Below are 17,497 nucleotides of genomic sequence, written 5' to 3'. Positions count from 1 at the left end.
TAGTTTATTCAGGGCCAGCGGGGCGGTGGAGAATGAGGATAAGGATATGGCCGAGCAGCGATAGTGTTGCCAAGGCTGTGAAGATATGGTGGAAATCTTCATAGGTTGTGACTACTTTTTGTGTGCGCTCAGTTTTTTCTAACTGGTCAATAGTTTGGAATGCGGCAACGAGGTCATTGGCGGATTTTGCTCGGTAGTATTCAGCGTCCGTGATTCTGGCAATTTCCTCGAGGGTTTCGGTATCGAACTCTTGTGCTGGGTTTTGTTGGCCGGCGAGTCTACCGCCTTCGGTACCGATGGCGACTGTGTAGACTTTAATGCCGAGGGTTTTAGCAGCTTCAGCAGCTTGGATTGGTGAGAGTTTTCCTGAATTATTGGAGCCGTCCGTGAGGAGGATGATGATACGCGATTTACTATCTTTACGTTTATCGAGTCGGATAGCGGAAGCTGAGATTGCGGAGCCAATGGCTGTGCCTTGACTGAGGTCACGGTTAGGAGTGACTGAGTCGATCTTACCAAGAAGCCAATCGTGTTCGAGAGTGATGGGGGATTCTTGGTAGGGTTGGCCGGCAAAGGGGATGAGGCCGATGCGGTCATTTGGGCGTTGTTTGATGAATTCTTTGACGACTTCTCGTGAGATTTTATCTCTTTGGACCCAGCGACCTTCGTATTGGAAGTCAGCGATTTCCATGGAGAATGAGACATCCATGGCGAGGATGATGTCGATGCCGCTGGCTTTACGTTCGGTATGGCTATTTTGTTTTTGGGGGCGGGCGAGGCTAATAGCGGAGAAGATGACACAGAGTGAGAGGAAGGCGAGGGAGAATCTGCCTGCTAGATCGCGTTGAGTGGTACCGAGTGAGGCGAGGAGTGAGAGCGAGGAGAAGGTGATATTACCACGCGAGCCGCTGCGGTTCCTGAGCAGAGCAATGGGGATGAGAGCCAGGAGTGTGAGTAACCACCAAGGCTGGGCAAAGCTAAAATCTGTGAGTGGAATATCTATGACTATGGAAGTGCTGGGATGGGATTTTCTGTATCGACCTTGCTGAGGACTTCACTGGCGTGTGTGATGAGTGTCTCCAAGGCTGCAGGGTGATTAGGATTTGGAGCGTATTTATGTTGGGCTACTTTTGTGAGGTAATCCTTGAGGAGGGTTTGGGTATTTGGGGTGAGGCGTTCGAAGTGATCAGAGCGGGCATGGAATTCTTCATCAGTTTGGAAGAGTGCGTTATCTGAGTACTGGCGTTGGAGGTATTGTCTGACAATCAATGAGAGGTGGATCGCGAGGCGGTTACTATCGAGGTCATCGAGGTTGATAGAGCGGAGTTGTTGCTGGGCAATTTGGAGGGGATTAAGTGAGAGTGGGGGGGGACCTTGTTTTTGCTTTCGCTTTAGCAATGCGCTGAGAATAAAGATGAGAATGCACGCACTGAGAGCCAATAGTACCCATTGCCACCAGAGGAAGAGTGGAGCTGAGTGTTGGGTTTCAATGATGTCATTGAGTTCTGGCATAATTCTCTAGTTAGGCGTGCCTGCTGGATCGGGTTTTAAATAAATGGTGGAGGAGTGGGAGGTAGTCTTGGTCCGTGGCAGCATTGATGTGATCAATTTTGTATTTACTGAAGGCCTTTTGCAGGGCTTCAAGCCTACGGCTATTGAGTTTATTGTATGCCATGCGGACATTGGCATTAGAGGTGTTGATGAGGCGTTCTTGACCGGTCTCGGGGTCGAGAAGGTTGACTTTACCGACATCTGGGAGTTCTTGTTCTACGGGGTCAAAGATGCGGATACCGATGGTTTCATGTTTTTGGCTGAGGGTACCGAGCTTTTTATGAAAGTCGTTATCGACGAAGTCTGAGAGCAGGAAGATGAGCGATTTCCTTTTGAGGGTGCGGTTGATGAAATCACAAGCACCTGCGATATTGGTGGTCGCGTTAGGGGCTTGAGTAGCGAGGACTTCTCGGATCAGGCGCAGGGTGTGGCGGCTTCCTTTAGCGGGGGGCAGAAAGAGGATAGGTTCGTTGGCGAAGAGGAGGAGGCCGACTTTATCGCCATTATGTTTCGCTGAGAATGCGAGCACGGCGGCGATTTCGGCAGCAATTTCTCTTTTGGAGAAGTATTTACTACCGAAGTCGAAGGAGCCGGAGATATCGACGGCGATCAGGACTGTGAGTTCTCGTTCTTCGCGGAAGGTGCGGATGAACGGGGAGTTCATCCTAGCAGTGACATTCCAGTCAATGAATCGGATTTCGTCCCCGTGTTGGTATTCGCGGAAGTCTTCGAAGTCGAGGCCTTGTCCCTTGAATGAAGCGTGGTATTCACCTGAGAAGGATTCGCGCGAGAGTCTTTTGGCCTTGATTTCAAGGTGGTGGACTTTGCGCATGATTTCTTCGATGGCGCTGGCGTCGGCTTCGATGGCTTTTTTCTGGGGCAAGGTGGTTGAGCTGGGTTTAAGTCGTGTGGGGTGGGGGGATTAGCGGTGGACTCGAGCGGCCACCTGATTGGCTGTTGCTTGGAAAGCGGCGCTGGCAGATGATTCTGTTTCAGAAAGTAGGGCGACTGGGGAGCCATTGTCAGCGCATTCACGGGTGGTGATATCGATGGGGATTTGGCCCAAGAGAGGTACTTTGAGGCGTTGTGCTTCTTTAGCACCACCACCTTCACCGAAGATAGGGTATTTGACGCCATTGTCGCATTCGAACCATGCCATGTTTTCCACGACTCCAAGGATGTCGACATTGACTTTAGCGAACATGGAGACCGCTTTACGCGCATCGATGAGGGCTACTTCTTGTGGGGTAGTGACAATGACCGCACCGTCGAGAGCGACAGTTTGAACGATGGTGAGCTGGATATCACCAGTGCCGGGAGGGAGGTCGAGAATGAGGTAATCGAGTTCCCCCCAATCGACTTGGCGGAGGAATTGTTGGGTGTAGCGGGTGGCGAGTGGGCCGCGAACGATGACGGGTGAGTTGTCTTCGAGGAGGAAGCCCATGGACATGAGTTTGATACCGTGGGCTTCGATAGGGATGATTTCATCTCTTTCGTTGGCCATAGGTTGTTGGTTGGTGCCAAACATTTGGGCAGTGGATGGACCGTAGAGGTCGCAGTCGCAGAGGCCGACTTTAGCTCCTGATTTTGCAAGAGCGATAGCGAGGTTTGAGGAGACTGTGGATTTCCCGACGCCGCCCTTACCTGAGGCGACTGCGATAATTTTCTTCACACCAGGGATAGAGGTTTTTCCTTGTGGGGTGGAGGAATCTGCATTGCCGGCGGCTTGGGCCTCGGGGTTTTTGACATCAATGTTCACGCGTGTGGTGCCAATACCTTCGATGGAATTGAGCGCGTCTTGGCAATCTTTGAAGATCGTTTCAGGTACCTTTGGGTCTTTGGTTTGGACCGCGATGGTGACCTCGACGTCATTGCCTTGGATAGAAATTTCTTTGACGAGGCCGAAAGCGACGATGTCGCGGGAGAATCCAGGGTACTTGACCTGGGTGAGTGTGTTTTTGATGATATCTTCAGTCATGATGCAAAAAGGTTTCGCGGCGATTTGATGGCTGAGAAACTAGGTAGAATCTGACTGAGGGGCAAGTGTGAGATGACGAATCTCAAGGGATTCTTTTAGGTGGGGGCGTGGAGGTTATTCCGCGGAGGGGCTAAAGGTGCTTTGTTTGGTGTCGTTACGAGGGTCGACATCTTGTTGTTGGGAGATGGTTACGGAGGTGGAGATGGTTGCGGAGTTTTCGCTATTGAGGCTGGGGAGAGGGAGGGTCGTGGTATAGATTTGGCCAGGGATGAGGCTATTGATGCTGATGGTCGTTGGGCCTTGGGGTGTTTGGATGGTTACAGGGCTATTAAAGAGCGACTCGGTCCCCTGATTTTGGATGACTACGGTCACTTCGGGAACGCCTGCGCTATTTTGGCCGAGTACATGGCTGGCGACGGCGATATCGTAGACTCCTGGAGTGCCATTTTCGAGGGCGCGACCGAGGTCGAGTGAGCCTTGTCCGTACTGCGGGTCGGCACCGGGGAGGCCGGCTTCGTTGCTGAGACTGAGGATGAGGTCAGTGGCTTGTTGGGCGGTGTAGCCTGGGTTTTCAGACATGACGGCGGCGATCGCACCACTGACGAAAGGGGCGCTGGCAGATGTGCCGGAAAATGAGGTGAGAAGGTCTTCACCCCAAGCAGCATTGACTTCATAGCCTGGTGCGACGAGGGAGAGGTTTTCACCCGTATTTGAAAAGTCGAGGTGTTCACCATTAGCTTCGATCGCACCGACGGAGATGACGCCATCGTATGCTGCTGGGTAGGCTGGGGTAGAGTAGCCTTCATTACCTGAAGAAGCGACGATTACGATTCCTCGGTCTTGGGCGTAGGCAATGGCTTCTGCGACGACGGAGCTATTTCCTTCGGAGCCCATGGAAATATTGATGATTTGTGCTCCGCCATCGACTGCCGCGAGAATGCCTTCTGCGAGAGTGAACGAGTTTGAGCTCCCTTGAGCATCTGTGATCTGAATGGAGAGGATATCAGCTGAGGGGGCAACTCCCTGAGTGAGGGGGTGGTTGCCTGAAATGATAGAGGCGACTGCAGTGCCGTGGCCAAGCTGGCTGGAGTCGCTGCTGGCAGTATCTGTTAGGACTAGGCGTGTGACCCCCTCAGTGAGAGCGATGTGTTCTTGAACCCCTGAGTCGATCACGGCGACGGTGACGCCGGAGCCCCAGGCTGAATTGTCTTCGGTAATGCCTATGGCAGCGAGTGCGTTGGCGCCGAATCCAAGTGCACCATCTTGGGCGCTGACTTCTGGTGGGCTGGGGATGAATACGGGGAAATTCGGTGCGACATCGGCATTGTCGATATTATTGAGTTGGGAGAAGTCAGTGAAGCCGACTCGCAGGGTGCGGAGGCGGTCTGAGCTACCGATGATGCGGAGTCCACGGTTGGTGGCCTGGTTCAAGAAATTCTGGTAGGAGGCTTTGTCTTTGAAGTGGAGGAGGGCTTCGCGTTCATTTTCCAAGGCATCGGAAGTGGGGGAAGGCTGTGCGCTTGAGAGGGCGGGAGAGGAAGCGGTGAGGGATGGGTTTCTAGGGGTGGTTAGTGTGCTAGAACTTGGGGCGAGTTTGTTGGGGGGAGGGGATTGGTGGCGGGAGTTTGGTTTCTGAAATGAGGCATAGAATACATAGCCAAGGAGCCCGATACAGGCTAAGGTGAGACTGCGCAAAATGTGGTGTCGGTGGATACCCATGTCTATGAATCTGTAAACTACGCGCATTAGGGAAAGTTGCACGGAGAAAAGTGTTTTGCTAGCTGAGCTTGTGGTTGGGAAACCCTCTTTGGGTCTCGAGGTGAATGGAAATAGGTTGAGCCTTGGCGATTATTTGTTAGGTGATGGTATGAAAAAATTAATGTGCTTTGTATGGATAGCGTTTGCAGGGGTAAGTTTTGTTCCTTCGGTGATGGCGCAGTCGCAGCGGGAGATGAACGAGGAGGCTGCAGCGTATTATCAAGAAGCAGACAAGAAATTGAATGCAGCTTATAAGGCTGTGATGGCATCTTATGGTGCGGATGAAGGCAAGAAGGAAGCATTACGTGAGGCGCAGCGCAGTTGGTTAAAGTTTACTGAGCAGCATCTCAAAACGGTATTTTATATTCCCAAGGGGGAGAACCCACGTAGCTACTTTGGATCGATGCACGCGATGAATTATGCATATGAGAAGGGGGATTTGTATTATCAACGCGCGGTGCAGCTGAATAAGATGATTGGCATTTTTGAGGAAGAGGGGTGTAGCGGGTAATTGCTCATGGCCCAGTGGGGGATGGTTTTATGCTCATGGACGATAGGTTTGAATCTTTAGCGGTCTTCGGCTTCGACGTCAGGGATGTGGGTGAATGAAATGCGCATCGGGGCGGCGGAGAGACCATCTTGTTCACTGGCGAGGTGGATTGCTTTTTGGCCGTGTTTATTACGGATGGAATCGAGTGCTTGGTTGAGGCGCTCGCGTGCTGGGTTTGCTTGGGAGAAGAGGGATGGGGTGTAGTTTGTTTGTTCAAGGAGGTGGTTGAGAGTCATTCCTACTTGGAGGATGGAAGCTTGGTGGTCGGGGCGTTTTTTCCAGAGCATGCGTGCGACCTTTGCGAAATGCAGGGCGTCGTTTGAGTGTTCGAAGCGCATTTCAGCGCTCCAATTCGGGCCTTGGAGGTAGCGGAGTTGGAGGTGGTAGGATGCCGCGAGGTAGCCTTCTTTACGCAAGCGGATGCTGGCTTTTTGGGTGAGTTTATGGACGACGGCTAGGGCTCGGTCAGGTTTACGGTTTTCGGGTGGGAGGATATGGCTATGGCCGATACTGCGGCGTTGGGTTTCGAGTTCTGGGAGGGAATGGCCGTGGAGGTTATGCCAGAAGCGATCACCTTCGATGCTCCCCCAGATGGAATGGAGTTGTTGTTGGGTGGCAGCGCAGAGTTGGGCGACTGAGTGGATGCCGTGGGCGTGTAAGCGCAGTTCCATATTACGTCCGATTCCCGTGAGGTCGGAGAGGTCGAGTGGGTAGAGGGCTTCTGGGAGTTGATGTGATTGGAGAATCATGAAGCCGTTAGGTTTGCGCATTTTTGAGGCCATTTTAGCGAGCCAGCGGTTGGGGGCGACTCCGATGGTGCAGGTGATGTGTGGGCTGACTTGTTGGGCGATACTTTGTTTGATTTGCGTACCGACTTTGGTCAGGTGTTCCGGTTGGCGCCAATTGTAGGGGAGCCAGCACCAGAGTTCGTCAATGGAGAGGACTGATTCGACATGAATGCAGGATTCGATGGCAGCAACGAGTTTGTGGTGGTGTTGGATGTAGAGTTCTGGGCGTGCGGGGACGATGGTGATGTGCGGGCATAGTTTCTTAGCCTCGCGTATGCCTGTGCCAGTTTTTACACCAAACGCTTTGGCTTCGTAGCTGGCGGCGATGCAGCATGAGCTATCGGTGAGCACTGGTGCAATGCCGATGGGTTTGCCTCTGAGGTGGGGTTGGAGGTGTTGTTCTACCGAGGCGAAGTAGGAATCAAAGTCGAGAAAGAGTGCGGCTAAGGGTGGCTCAGGCATAGCACCACTTTATGTGTTCATTTGAGTATGTGTCAATATTGATAGATTGGGGCCATGAATAGGGCGAGGGGGAGGAGTTTACTGTTTATTAAAAAACGGGCAGAGTTTGGCCTTTGAATAGCCGCGGTGGAAGACATCGGTGGTGGACCCTGAGATAGGGGGGACGAGCCAGCTCCAGTTACCGGGGACTTCTCTGCCGAGTTTTTCTTCATTAGCAATGTGCTTGATGAACTGTCGGGATGCAGTGTGGTGGTCGACGATCGTGACTCCATTGGCACGGAAGGAAAAGAGGACTGCGGAGTTGAGCTCGAGGATGGCGCGGTCACGCCAGAGGCTATCAGACTTGGAGGTATCGAGCCCCATTTTTTTGGCGACGCTGGGCAGCATATTGTAGCGGTTTCGGTCACCGAAATTGCGGGCACCGATTTCTGTGCCCATGTAATAGCCGCTGAAGGGAGCGGCGGTGAAGCGCAGGCCACCGGCTTCGAGGACTCGATCACTGACTGCGGGGAGGGCGTGCCACTTGAGGCCGAGGTCGGCAAACCATGGGAAGTCACGGTGGCGCATGGGGACTTCTAGGATAGCATCGTGGGGAATTTCAAAGTATTGTGTGGGTTCGCCGGGGTAGGAGATAATGAGTGGGAGGGGGTCGAAGTGGCTGGGCGACGCGGGTGGTTTCCACCCTAGATTGATGGCTTGTTGGGTGAGAGGAATTTGTTCTGGGTCACCGATAGTGGAGCCATCTTTTTGGGGGTATCCGGCATAGCGGATGAGTTGGGGATTATGGATGCGTACGGATTGGTGGTTTTTTTCTGGGGGGAAAAAGCTCACCATGGGTTGGATGCGTCCACCATTGGTTGAGCGCCTGAGGTGTTCGACGCAGAGTTGGAAGACCTCTTGGGCGGAGCTGGCAGATTGGCCATCGATGATTTGGAGGTTTTTCCAATGGAGGCGGCCGATGCATTTTTCGCTATTGCGCCATGCGAGTCGGGCGGCCCAGAGCAACTCGTCAGGGAGGAGTTTGTAGTGCCCGTGCGCTGCAATTTCTTGACGGACTTGGAGGTAGCGGCTGCTTGGGATGGTGAGGCCTTCGCTACAGAGTTGGTCTAGAAATTTGTGGGCGGCTTTGAGCATGTGTGCTTGGCTATTTTGCCTAAGAACCTCCAGCGATTTTAGTGTTTCAGCTTCCCAAGGTTGATGGCGCCTCAGAGCAGCTCAGCTGGTTGGCGGAAGGCTGGTGTGTGCGTGGGGGTGAGGATCTCGATGACTTCGTCAAGTGTGTCTGCAGCATGGCTTGGTGCGACAGCGAGGAGGGCCTCTTTATTGTGATAGCCCCAGGTGACGGCGAGTGATTTGATGCCGGCATTTCGAGCGGTGATGATATCGATAGTGGAATCGCCAATGAGAATGCTATTGGCGCTGGATTGGTCGAGTTCGCCAAGGAGTTCGTGAACGCCTGAGGGGTCTGGTTTTTTTGCAATTCCTTCGCGTTGGCCGAGGACGAGATCGAAGGGGGAGTCAGGGAAGAAGTGGTCTACGATCTCGGTGGTGAAGTGATGTGGTTTATTCGAGAGGATGCTGAGGGTGCACTGCATGGATTTGAGTTTCGCAATGAGTGGGAGGACGCCTTCAAAGACGGAGGTTCCAGCTTTCCATGCTTTCGGGTATTCCAGAAGAAAGGTGTCGTGGACCGCGAGTTGGAGGGATTCTGGTTGGTCTTTTGTTGCGCGTTGGCAGAGTACGAGCGAGCCATCACCGATAAATCCACGCACGGCGTCGAGGCTGTGTGTGGGTAATTTGTGGGCAGAAAGTGCGTTGTTGAGGGCTTGGGCAATGCCGGGGAGTGACTCGATGAGTGTGCCATCGAGGTCAAAGATAATGTGCGAATACATAGTGTAGGTGTAGGGCGAAGGGATCATGCTTTGGCGCAGGAAGCAAGAATGGATCGAGCTAAAATCGAGCGTTGTTTTTCTGTGTGAGATCAAGATGATGGCGCACAAGTATGTTGCCAGAGATCAAGACAGCTATTCCGGGGCCACGTTCGGTGGAGCTAGCAAAGGAGTTACGCAAGTATGAGAGCCATAATGTGACTTATGTGGCGGAAGATTGGCCCATTTTTTGGGAGCGGGCTGAGGGAAGTTGCGTGTGGGATGCTGATGGGAATCGTTACATTGATGTGACGAGTGCTTTTGGTGTGGCTGGTTTGGGGCATACGCACGGGCCGTTGAGGGATGCGATGGTGGAGCAAAGTGGTAAGCTTATGCATGCAATGGGAGACGTGCACCCGACTGCCTTGAAGATTCAGGTGTGCCGGCGGTTATCCGAGATGACTTTTGAACGTTGGGGGCAGGGTGTTGGGAAGACGGTGCTGGCGAATTCTGGTTTCGAGGCGGTGGAGACAGCACTGAAGACGGCATTGATCGCGACAGGGAAGCCTGGGGTGGTCCACTTTCGCAACGCGTACCATGGCTTAGGATATGGAGCATTGTTAGGTGGGGGATTCGATAAGTTTCGTGGACCATTCGATCGGCAGTTAGCCGATGTACGGTATGCCATAGATTATCCTAGGTCTGAGGAGGGCTTAGAGCTGCTGAAGGAGCAGTTAGAGGTATTGCCAGTGAGTGAGGTAGGGGCATTGTTAGTGGAGCCTATTCAAGGGCGGGGAGGGAAGGTCGTACCTCCGATGGGCTTTTTAAAAGTCCTGCGTGAGTGGTCTGACGCGGCAGGGGTGGTACTGATCTTTGATGAGATTTATAGCGGGTTTAACCGCAGCGGGAGGTTGTTCGCGTGTGAGTGGGAGGGGGTATTCCCCGATGTGATTTGTGTGGGTAAGGCTTTAAGTGGTGGCTATCCGATATCTGCATGTATCGGTAGGGCTGAGGTGATGGACAAGTGGCCAGTGAGTCCAGGTGAGGCCTTGCACACGAGTACTTTTTTAGGGAACCCGGTGGGATGTGCGATGGCGGTCAAGGCCTTGGCACTGCATGCCGATGTTCAAGTTGCGGCTGACGTCGAGAGGCAGGGCAGAGAGCTTGTAGCGATGTTAGAGGACATCGATTCCTCATTGATTCATGAGGTTAGAGGGCGAGGGTTAATGATAGGTGTAGAGTTGCGTCATGCGGATGGCCGCCCTGCTGGGGATGTTGCAGGGAAACTGTTAGGTCAAATGCTTGCTCGTGGGGTGGTGATGTTAGCGGATGGGCCGGATGGGAACATTCTGGCCTTCACTCCACCATTTTACATTACGCTGGGCGAACTAGTGTATGTGGTCCAGCAGTTGACCGAATTGTTGCGCGACCACGAGCATGGGGCCTTGAGGTTGCCTTATTGAGCTGGTAGGAGGAAGGAGTTTTTGGCAGAGGTGTGGGTTACACGTCGGCAGTTTCGAGAGCGAGCACGGCACAGCCGATGATTCCTGCTTCGTTAGAGAACTTTGCTGGGAGGATGCGAAGGTGGTCTCGGAAGGGGGCACTGAGTTGTGAATCTACGTGTTTGCGCAGTGGTTCGAAGAGTGTTTTCCCAGCTTTACTGATACCGCCTCCGATGACGAAGGCTTCAGGGTTAAGGAGCCAGCAGCAATTGGCCAGAGTGCATGCGAGTTTGCGGGCGAAGTCGTCCCAGCATGCGAGAGCGACAGAGCAGCCAGCAGTGGCTGCGGCATCGAGGGCGGCTGGTGTGCAATCGTCGATATGTTTTTCGATACCGGCTTCGAAGTATGCGCGTTGGGCATCTGCGGCAAATTCATTATTGCCGATGTAGTCTTCCAGTGCGCCGGGGTTATTGTAGGCGCCGACGCGACCATTGTAGTGGATTGAGGTTTGGCCGAGTTCGCCGGCGACGAATTGGGAGCCGCGGACGATTTGGTTATTAACGATGACGGCTCCGCCGACACCTGTGCCGAGGGTGAGGCAGATGAGGTGTTGGTAGCCGGCGCCGGCGCCGAGTTTCCACTCTGCAACGCCCATGGCATTGGCATCATTTTCGACGATACAGGGGAGTCCGGTTTTTTCGCTAAGGAGGTCTTGGAGCGGAATGTCAATCCAGCCAGGAACATTGGTTAGGTTATGGATGCGGCCAGTAGGTGTGTCTACGAAGCCAGGAACGCCGCAGCCGATAGCTTTGATATCTTTGTGCTTCTCCATGAGTGAGAGGCAGGTGTCGGCGATTGCCTGGATGAGTTCGCTTGGGCGGGGGTAGTCTTTAGGGAGGATGGCGGGGGCTTCTGCAATGATTTGTTTTCCGAGAACGACGCCAAATTTGATAGAGGTTCCGCCGAAGTCGACACCGATAGCTTTGTCTGTGAATTCCATAATGTGGTGAAAGTAGTAGGATGAGTGCTTAGAACTGGAGGGTTGCGGCGATGCGGATGCCCTCAAGTGTGAGTGTGGGGGAGACGTGATTGATTTCTGGGAGGCCTTTGGCGATGAGAGCTGCATCACCACCTGTGGCAACGACCGTAGGGGTGCATTGCATTTCATCGCTGAGTTTGCTGATGATTTCTTTAATAAGGCCTCGGTAGCCGTAGACTGCGCCCGCGAGCATGGCTTCGGTAGTGGATTTACCGATTGCGTGTTTGGGTTCACTCAATTCAATTTGAGGGAGGAGAGCGGTGCGTTTTGCAAGGTTTTGGGTCATTGAGGCGAGACCTGGAGCGATGACTCCACCTAGGTAGGTGGCGTCGGCGCCCACGGCGTCGAAAGTGACAGCAGTGCCGAAGTCGATGACGATGGCGGGCGTTTGATAGAGTGCGTTGACTCCGACAGCATTGGCGAGTCGGTCGGCTCCAATTTGTTGGGGGTGTGGGTAGTTGATGGCTATGCCGAGTTTACTGGTATGGCATAGGTTGTGGAAGGGGGATTGGGAGAAGTAGCGTTCCATGAGTTCAGCCTTTTGTGGAACTACCGAGCAGAGCATGACTGCGTCATATAGTTGGCCATTGAGGGCTTGGTTGAGGCGTTGTTCTGAGAGTTCTACAGTTGGGATAACCTCATGCCATGACTCGATGGAGTCACGGGAGCCAAAGCTGAGCTTTGTGCGGGTGTTAGAATTGTCAATCAAGAGGTAACGCATGGAATAGCTGGCTTTTAGACGACGGGAAGCAATGGTCAATAGTGGATTCGAGGGGGTGCAGGCTTCTGCAAAGGGGATTGGGAATATTGACCATTATGGGGGGAGAGGGAAAGAAAAAGGGTGAGACCGAAGTCCCACCCTTGCACTATCACAATATAGTTTCAGAGAAATTAGTTAGCGGAGTCGTTGTAAGCTGGGACACCGTGCTCAGCTACGTCGAGACCTTCGTGCTCTTCTTGTTCGTCAACGCGGACACCCATGATGAGTTTGAGGATGTAGAATACGATGAAGGAGAAGATGAAGGCGAATGCACCGATGGAGAGTGTGCCCAAGAGCTGGATGCCGAATGGAGCGCCTGCGTCTGCTTTACAGAGGAATGGGAGGCCGACAGCGAGTGTTCCCCAGATGCCGACTACGCCGTGTACGGAGATAGCACCGACTGGATCGTCGATCTTGATCTTGTCGAAGAACATGACAGCTACTACGACAAGTCCACCGCCGATACCGCCAGATACAGCAGCACCCCAAAGTGTGAATTGGTCAGCACCAGCTGTGATACCAACGAGGCCAGCGAGGATGCCGTTGAGAGCCATTGAGAGGTCAGGCTTCTTGGTGATGACCCAAGAAACAAGGATTGCTACGAGACCACCGGCTGCTGCACCAAATGCTGTGGTAATAGCGACATAAGAGATGCTTTCAGGGTCTGCGGAAAGTACGGAACCACAGTTGAAGCCGAACCAACCGAACCAGAGGAGGAGTGCACCAATGTTAGCAAGTGGGAGGTTGGATGGAAGGATTGGCTTGAGGCCAGACTTGGTGAATTTACCAGCACGTGGTCCGAGGATGAGGACACAGGCAAGAGCTGCGAAACCGCCGAAGGCGTGGACAACTGAAGAACCAGCGAAGTCGTAGAAGCCTTTTGCGTCAAGCATACCGCCGCCCCACTTCCAGTAGCCAGTGATTGGGTATGCGAAGCCTACAAGAAGGACTGCGAAGATCATGAATGGCACGAGCTTGATACGCTCGGCGACAGCACCGGAAACGATGGTGGCTGCAGTGGCTGCGAACATAGCCTGAAAGATGAAGTCTGCCCAGCCAGTTTGACAGAGGCCAGTACCACCGTATGAGAGATCGTTACCAGCATTGATTGACTCTGAGATAGGCTTACCAAAGGCGAGGACACCGTCGATAAGAGTCGTAGCACCTGCATCTGTTGGGTACATAGCATTGAAGCCGTAGATTCCGTAGAGGAGGAGGCCTGAGCAGATGATAAAGGCGTTTTTGAAAAGAATGTTTACTGTGTTTTTACGTTGGCACATACCGGACTCGATGCATGAGAAGCCGAGGTGCATGATGAAAACAAGGAAGGCACAGAGAAGGATCCAGACAGTACTGAGTCCGAAGAATGGCTGATCAAGGTAGCGGTCGTAGTAACCCTCTGCTGCTGCAATTTGGTTTTCAGTGAGACCGTCTTTGCCATTGAATTGAATGTACTTGTAGACGTCTTTACCGATGATGTCTACTGCACCGTCGCTGTATTCTTCATGTTCAGTGTCGAGCATTTCAGCTGTGACCTGAGATCCTTCAGCTTTTGGGTCGAAGCCTTCAGCTGAAGCCGTGGTGAATGCGAACATCGATAGAATCGCTGCTAGCAGGTACTTGAGTAGTGTCTTGTTTGTCGTTTTCATCAACTTAATGGATTTGTATGAACAAATGGTGAGGTAGCATCTTGCGTGCCAACTTTTATGACTGAGTAATAAAATGATTTTTGATGAATGGTATTCATAGTTGTGTTAAGCCGCGCACATGAATGACGCGAGAAGCGAAAAGAAGTGGGCCCTGAGCATCGCTGGCTTATTGGGATCGAGTATGTTACTTAAGGCTGAGGACGTTGGTGGTGGAGTGGCCATTGACAGTGGGGACACGGCGTGGATGCTGACGTCGACTTTATTGGTATTGATGATGTGTCTACCGGGCTTGGCGTTGTTTTATGGTGGTTTAGTGCGCACGAAGAATGTGCTGAGTATCTTTGTGCAATGTTTTGCGATGGCAGGGATCATGTCATTGCTGTGGGTGGTCTTTGGCTATGCGGTGGCAGCGGGAGGTGATGGCAATGCGTATTTTGGGTGGAGTAAGGACTTTTTATTCTTCAATCACATTCAAGAGGGGACGCAAATGGATGGGGGAACGATTCCTGAGAGTGTCTGGGTGACATTTCAGATGACCTTTATCATTATTAGTCCTGCGATTATTGTTGGTGCATTTGCTGAGCGCATGAAGTTTTCAGCGGTATTACTATTTACCGTGCTGTGGACGGTACTTTCCTATTTACCTATGTGGCACATGGTATGGGGTGGTGGTTTATTCCACGGTGGTGATGAGGGGAATTGGTTGATGGGGCCTCATCAGCATGCTTTGGACTTCGCGGGAGGCAATGTGGTGCACATCAATGCTGGAATTGCGGGATTGGTGGCATGTTTGATGGTTGGCAAGCGCAAGGGGTTTCCAGGGCCTTCACTTGTGCCGCACAATGTACCCTTCGTGTTAGTGGGGGCAGCCTTGCTCTGGGTTGGTTGGTTTGGCTTCAATGCAGGGTCAGCAGGTGGAGCAAACTCAGGCGCTGGTATGGCGATGTTGACAACTCAAGTAGCGACCGCTGCGGCTTTGGTGGTATGGATGGTATTAGAATGGGTCGTTTCCAAGAAGCCTACGGCGGTGGGTGTAGCGACAGGAGCTGTGGCAGGTTTGGTTGCCATTACTCCGGCGGCAGGGTCAACTGACGTGATGGGCGCGCTGGCGATTGGTTCCATTTCCTCATTGGTCTGTTATCTAGCTGCTACAAAGTTGAAGCATGCACTGAATTACGACGATAGCTTAGATGTTTTTGGAGTGCACGGTATGGGGGGGATTGTTGGAGCATTACTCACTGGAGTATTTATTCGTGAGGGCTATGAAGGAGCGAGCGGCGGAGTGCTTCAGTTCTGGATTCAAGCAAAAAGTGTGATCCTCACTGCAGTCTGGAGTGCTCTAACAGCCTATGTGGCATTACAAATTGCAAAAATTTTATGTGGTGGGCTGCGTGTGGATACTGAAGTAGAGCATGCTGGGTTAGATTTAGATGAGCATGGTGAGGAGGCTTATGGGTCAGAGAGTTAGGTTGTTATTTTGAGTCATAAAATAATACGAAATACTTAATAAGGTGACTGAAAAAGGTTGAGAATCTGAGGAATTTTCAAAAAAGCATTGTGACAAAAAAGTTATTTTTTTGTTTTACCTTGGTTAGGTATGTGCTAACAAACAGACGTTATGAATAACAAAATTACATTATCCCTACTCGGTGGTGCCCTTCTTTCGGGTGCTGCTTTCGCTGGTGAAGTTGCTCCTCCAGTAGTAGAAACAGCTCCATGCTTCGAGGGTGACCTCTACGTTGGTGCTCATTCTGACTACATCTTCCGTGGTGCACTTCTTGGTCGTCCACTCATCGACGCAGGTGTTGATCTCACTAAGTCTGCATGGGGCCTCGATTTCGGTCTTGGTGCATGGTACGGTGGTTTCAAGGAAACTGCAACTGGTGCAGAATTCAACGTTCAGGAACTTGACCTCTACGCAGAAGTAAGCAAAGACTTCGGTTTCGCACGCTTCACAACTGGTTACATCCACTACAACTTCTTCGGTGGTGCAGGTAATCTTGCGACAGTTCCAGGTCACCCTGACGCGCTTGACATCAACGACGCAAACGAAGTTTACTTCACACTCAGCAAAGATTTCTGCTACGGCATCAGCGCTGCATACACATACTTCTGGAACGTAACTGACACAAAGAACTACGACAACGACGGTTACTCTGTTGGTACACTTGCTAAGGACGACCTCTTCGTTGAAGGTCTTTCCCTCACAAATGACCTCGGTTACTACGTTGAGAAGGGACAACTTTCCCACAACACAACTTCACTTTCTTACGATCTTGCGATCACAGAAAACGCAACACTCACTCCATACCTTGCATTCACATGGGAGCTTGACTACTACGACAATGGTCGCGGTACAGCATCATACGACCGTGTGAACACATACGGTAACGGAGAGCAAAACCGTTTCCACGGTGGTGTTTCTCTTTCTGTTAGCTTCTAATCTTAGCTAATAAGAAATACTATTTAGAGTGCGAGCAGGACAATATGTCCTGCTCGCATTTTTTATGATGGTGTTGGTCGTGCAGATTGTGGAGTGAGTTTTGTGGAAATGTGCGAGTGCTCCGTTCTTTCTTTTATTGATAGAGGATGGGGGCTAGGAGGATAGAGATGGAAATAAGATTAATTGGGGCTGAGGTGATCGAGGGATGTCTCGGGATGCCACGTACTATTGAGTTGATGGAGGATGCGTTCAGGGCACTGAGCGAGGGGGGAGTGCAGAGTCCACTGAGGACAGCTATAACTAATGGCGAGGGGACGGTGTTGTATAAGCCGGCGTACTCAGAAGCGGCAGGGATATTTTGTGTGAAAGTTGTATCCGTATTTTCAGGGAATGCAGCGTTAGGGCTACCTGTGACTCCTGGTATTATCGTCATTAATAGTGAGGAGACGGGCATGCCCTTAGCTGTTCTTGAGGCGGGATATCTCACCTCTTTGAGGACTGGGGCGGCAACAGGTTTGGCCACAAAATTATTTGCAAAGCCTGATGCGAAGATAGGTGCGCTTTTCGGTACGGGTGGCCAAGCTAGGCATCAGTTAGAGGCTATGCTATGTGTGCGGGAGTTTGAGACCATTTATGTATTTTCGAGGAATGAGGAAAATGCTGAGCGTTTTTGTCGGGAGAATTTAGACATTGCGGGTGGGTGTCGGTTAGTGGCGAATCCGGCGAGATCGGTATTGGCGAGTTGTGATGTATTGACGCTTGCGACGAGTGCTGCAAGTCCCTTGTTTGAGTGGAGTGAGGTGGGGGACGATGTGCATATCAATGCGGTGGGGTCACTGGGGCCTAAGAGGACTGAAGTGAGTGCTGAAACATTATTGAATTCTCGTGTTATCGTTGATCAACGAGAGGCGTGTTTAGCGGAAGCGGGGGAGATTTGTTTGATGCGAGAGGCTGGCTTGATTGGTGAGGACTATCATCCATCTGAAATGGGTGAGTTAATCGATGGAGCTCGTGAAATGCAGCATCAGCCAACGGTCTTTAAGTCAGTGGGAAATGCTGTACAGGATTTGGTTTGTAGTGCGGAGATTTACCAGACCGCTAAAAGAGAGGATATGGGAAAGACTGAGAGGCTATAAGGACGAGGGCTTTTATGTGAAGAGAGGTCAACTGGTAAGTTTGTTTCCTTTCTATTGGTTAGGGGTAAGTTGT

16 protein-coding genes are annotated in these 17,497 nt (G+C 51.9%); 5 read left to right on the top strand and 11 right to left on the bottom strand.

Going from position 1 to position 17,497, the window contains the following annotated elements:
- Positions 1-4: 4 nt before the first annotated feature.
- The 5 genes from ACFSW8_RS14340 to ACFSW8_RS14320 all read right to left on the bottom strand — a co-directional run bounded on the left by ACFSW8_RS14340 (position 5) and on the right by ACFSW8_RS14320 (position 5,224).
- Positions 5-997 (bottom strand): VWA domain-containing protein, encoded by a 993-nt coding sequence (locus ACFSW8_RS14340; RefSeq protein ID WP_377178586.1) that lies wholly within the window; start codon positions 995-997, stop codon positions 5-7.
- 8 nt (positions 998-1,005) lie between these two features.
- Positions 1,006-1,512 (bottom strand): NfeD family protein, encoded by a 507-nt coding sequence (locus tag ACFSW8_RS14335; protein WP_377089491.1) that lies wholly within the window; start codon positions 1,510-1,512, stop codon positions 1,006-1,008.
- Between the two features lie 10 nt (positions 1,513-1,522).
- Complete coding sequence (locus ACFSW8_RS14330) at positions 1,523-2,434, bottom strand: DUF58 domain-containing protein (RefSeq protein ID WP_377089492.1); 912 nt, start codon at positions 2,432-2,434, stop codon at positions 1,523-1,525.
- A gap of 39 nt (positions 2,435-2,473) precedes the next feature.
- A complete protein-coding gene (locus ACFSW8_RS14325) occupies positions 2,474-3,529 on the bottom strand; it encodes an Mrp/NBP35 family ATP-binding protein (protein WP_377089493.1) in 1,056 nt (351 codons plus the stop codon).
- 114 nt (positions 3,530-3,643) lie between these two features.
- Positions 3,644-5,224, bottom strand: a complete 1,581-nt coding sequence (locus ACFSW8_RS14320; RefSeq protein WP_377178580.1) for a S8 family peptidase — start codon at positions 5,222-5,224, stop codon at positions 3,644-3,646.
- 172 nt (positions 5,225-5,396) lie between these two features.
- Here ACFSW8_RS14320 and ACFSW8_RS14315 point away from each other — a divergent pair, with 172 nt between their 5' ends.
- On the top strand, positions 5,397-5,798 hold the full coding sequence (locus ACFSW8_RS14315; RefSeq protein ID WP_377178578.1) for a lysozyme inhibitor LprI family protein: 402 nt from the start codon (positions 5,397-5,399) through the stop codon (positions 5,796-5,798).
- Between the two features lie 56 nt (positions 5,799-5,854).
- Here ACFSW8_RS14315 and ACFSW8_RS14310 read toward each other — a convergent pair whose 3' ends face one another.
- From ACFSW8_RS14310 to ACFSW8_RS14300, 3 genes are all read right to left on the bottom strand, one after another.
- Positions 5,855-7,087 (bottom strand): DNA polymerase Y family protein, encoded by a 1,233-nt coding sequence (locus ACFSW8_RS14310; protein ID WP_377089496.1) that lies wholly within the window; start codon positions 7,085-7,087, stop codon positions 5,855-5,857.
- A gap of 78 nt (positions 7,088-7,165) precedes the next feature.
- Positions 7,166-8,221: a nitric oxide synthase oxygenase gene (locus tag ACFSW8_RS14305; protein ID WP_377089497.1), complete on the bottom strand. Its 1,056-nt coding sequence runs from the start codon at positions 8,219-8,221 to the stop codon at positions 7,166-7,168.
- Between the two features lie 71 nt (positions 8,222-8,292).
- On the bottom strand, positions 8,293-8,979 hold the full coding sequence (locus ACFSW8_RS14300; RefSeq protein WP_377178576.1) for an HAD family hydrolase: 687 nt from the start codon (positions 8,977-8,979) through the stop codon (positions 8,293-8,295).
- Between the two features lie 110 nt (positions 8,980-9,089).
- Between ACFSW8_RS14300 and ACFSW8_RS14295 the strand changes: the two genes are divergently transcribed.
- Positions 9,090-10,418, top strand: coding sequence for an aspartate aminotransferase family protein (locus ACFSW8_RS14295; protein ID WP_377089499.1), 1,329 nt, complete (start codon positions 9,090-9,092; stop codon positions 10,416-10,418).
- 37 nt (positions 10,419-10,455) lie between these two features.
- On the opposite strand, the gene ACFSW8_RS14290 is transcribed toward ACFSW8_RS14295, so the two are convergent.
- From ACFSW8_RS14290 to ACFSW8_RS14280, 3 genes are all read right to left on the bottom strand, one after another.
- Positions 10,456-11,397: an ROK family protein gene (locus ACFSW8_RS14290; protein WP_377178574.1), complete on the bottom strand. Its 942-nt coding sequence runs from the start codon at positions 11,395-11,397 to the stop codon at positions 10,456-10,458.
- 28 nt (positions 11,398-11,425) lie between these two features.
- Positions 11,426-12,157 (bottom strand): type III pantothenate kinase, encoded by a 732-nt coding sequence (locus ACFSW8_RS14285; RefSeq protein ID WP_377178572.1) that lies wholly within the window; start codon positions 12,155-12,157, stop codon positions 11,426-11,428.
- 170 nt (positions 12,158-12,327) lie between these two features.
- Positions 12,328-13,845, bottom strand: coding sequence for an ammonium transporter (locus ACFSW8_RS14280; RefSeq protein WP_377089501.1), 1,518 nt, complete (start codon positions 13,843-13,845; stop codon positions 12,328-12,330).
- 181 nt (positions 13,846-14,026) lie between these two features.
- Between ACFSW8_RS14280 and ACFSW8_RS14275 the strand changes: the two genes are divergently transcribed.
- The 3 genes from ACFSW8_RS14275 (at position 14,027) to ACFSW8_RS14265 (ending at position 17,424) form a co-directional block, all read left to right on the top strand.
- Positions 14,027-15,313 carry an ammonium transporter gene (locus tag ACFSW8_RS14275; protein ID WP_377091489.1) on the top strand — a complete coding sequence of 429 codons (1,287 nt, stop codon included), beginning with the start codon at positions 14,027-14,029 and terminating at the stop codon, positions 15,311-15,313.
- Positions 15,314-15,463: 150 nt separating this feature from the next.
- Positions 15,464-16,288: a hypothetical protein gene (locus ACFSW8_RS14270; protein WP_377089502.1), complete on the top strand. Its 825-nt coding sequence runs from the start codon at positions 15,464-15,466 to the stop codon at positions 16,286-16,288.
- Positions 16,289-16,455: 167 nt separating this feature from the next.
- The gene (locus ACFSW8_RS14265; protein ID WP_377089503.1) at positions 16,456-17,424 is read left to right on the top strand and encodes an ornithine cyclodeaminase family protein; all 969 of its coding nucleotides are present in this window, start codon (positions 16,456-16,458) and stop codon (positions 17,422-17,424) included.
- Positions 17,425-17,497: the final 73 nt, after the last annotated feature.

It is taken from the genome of Rubritalea tangerina (assembly GCF_042683245.1).
GTDB classification, from domain to species: Bacteria; Verrucomicrobiota; Verrucomicrobiia; order Verrucomicrobiales; family Akkermansiaceae; genus Rubritalea; species Rubritalea tangerina.
The sequence above is the reverse complement of the archived record's forward strand: the minus strand, read 5'-3'. Positions and strand labels throughout refer to the sequence as shown.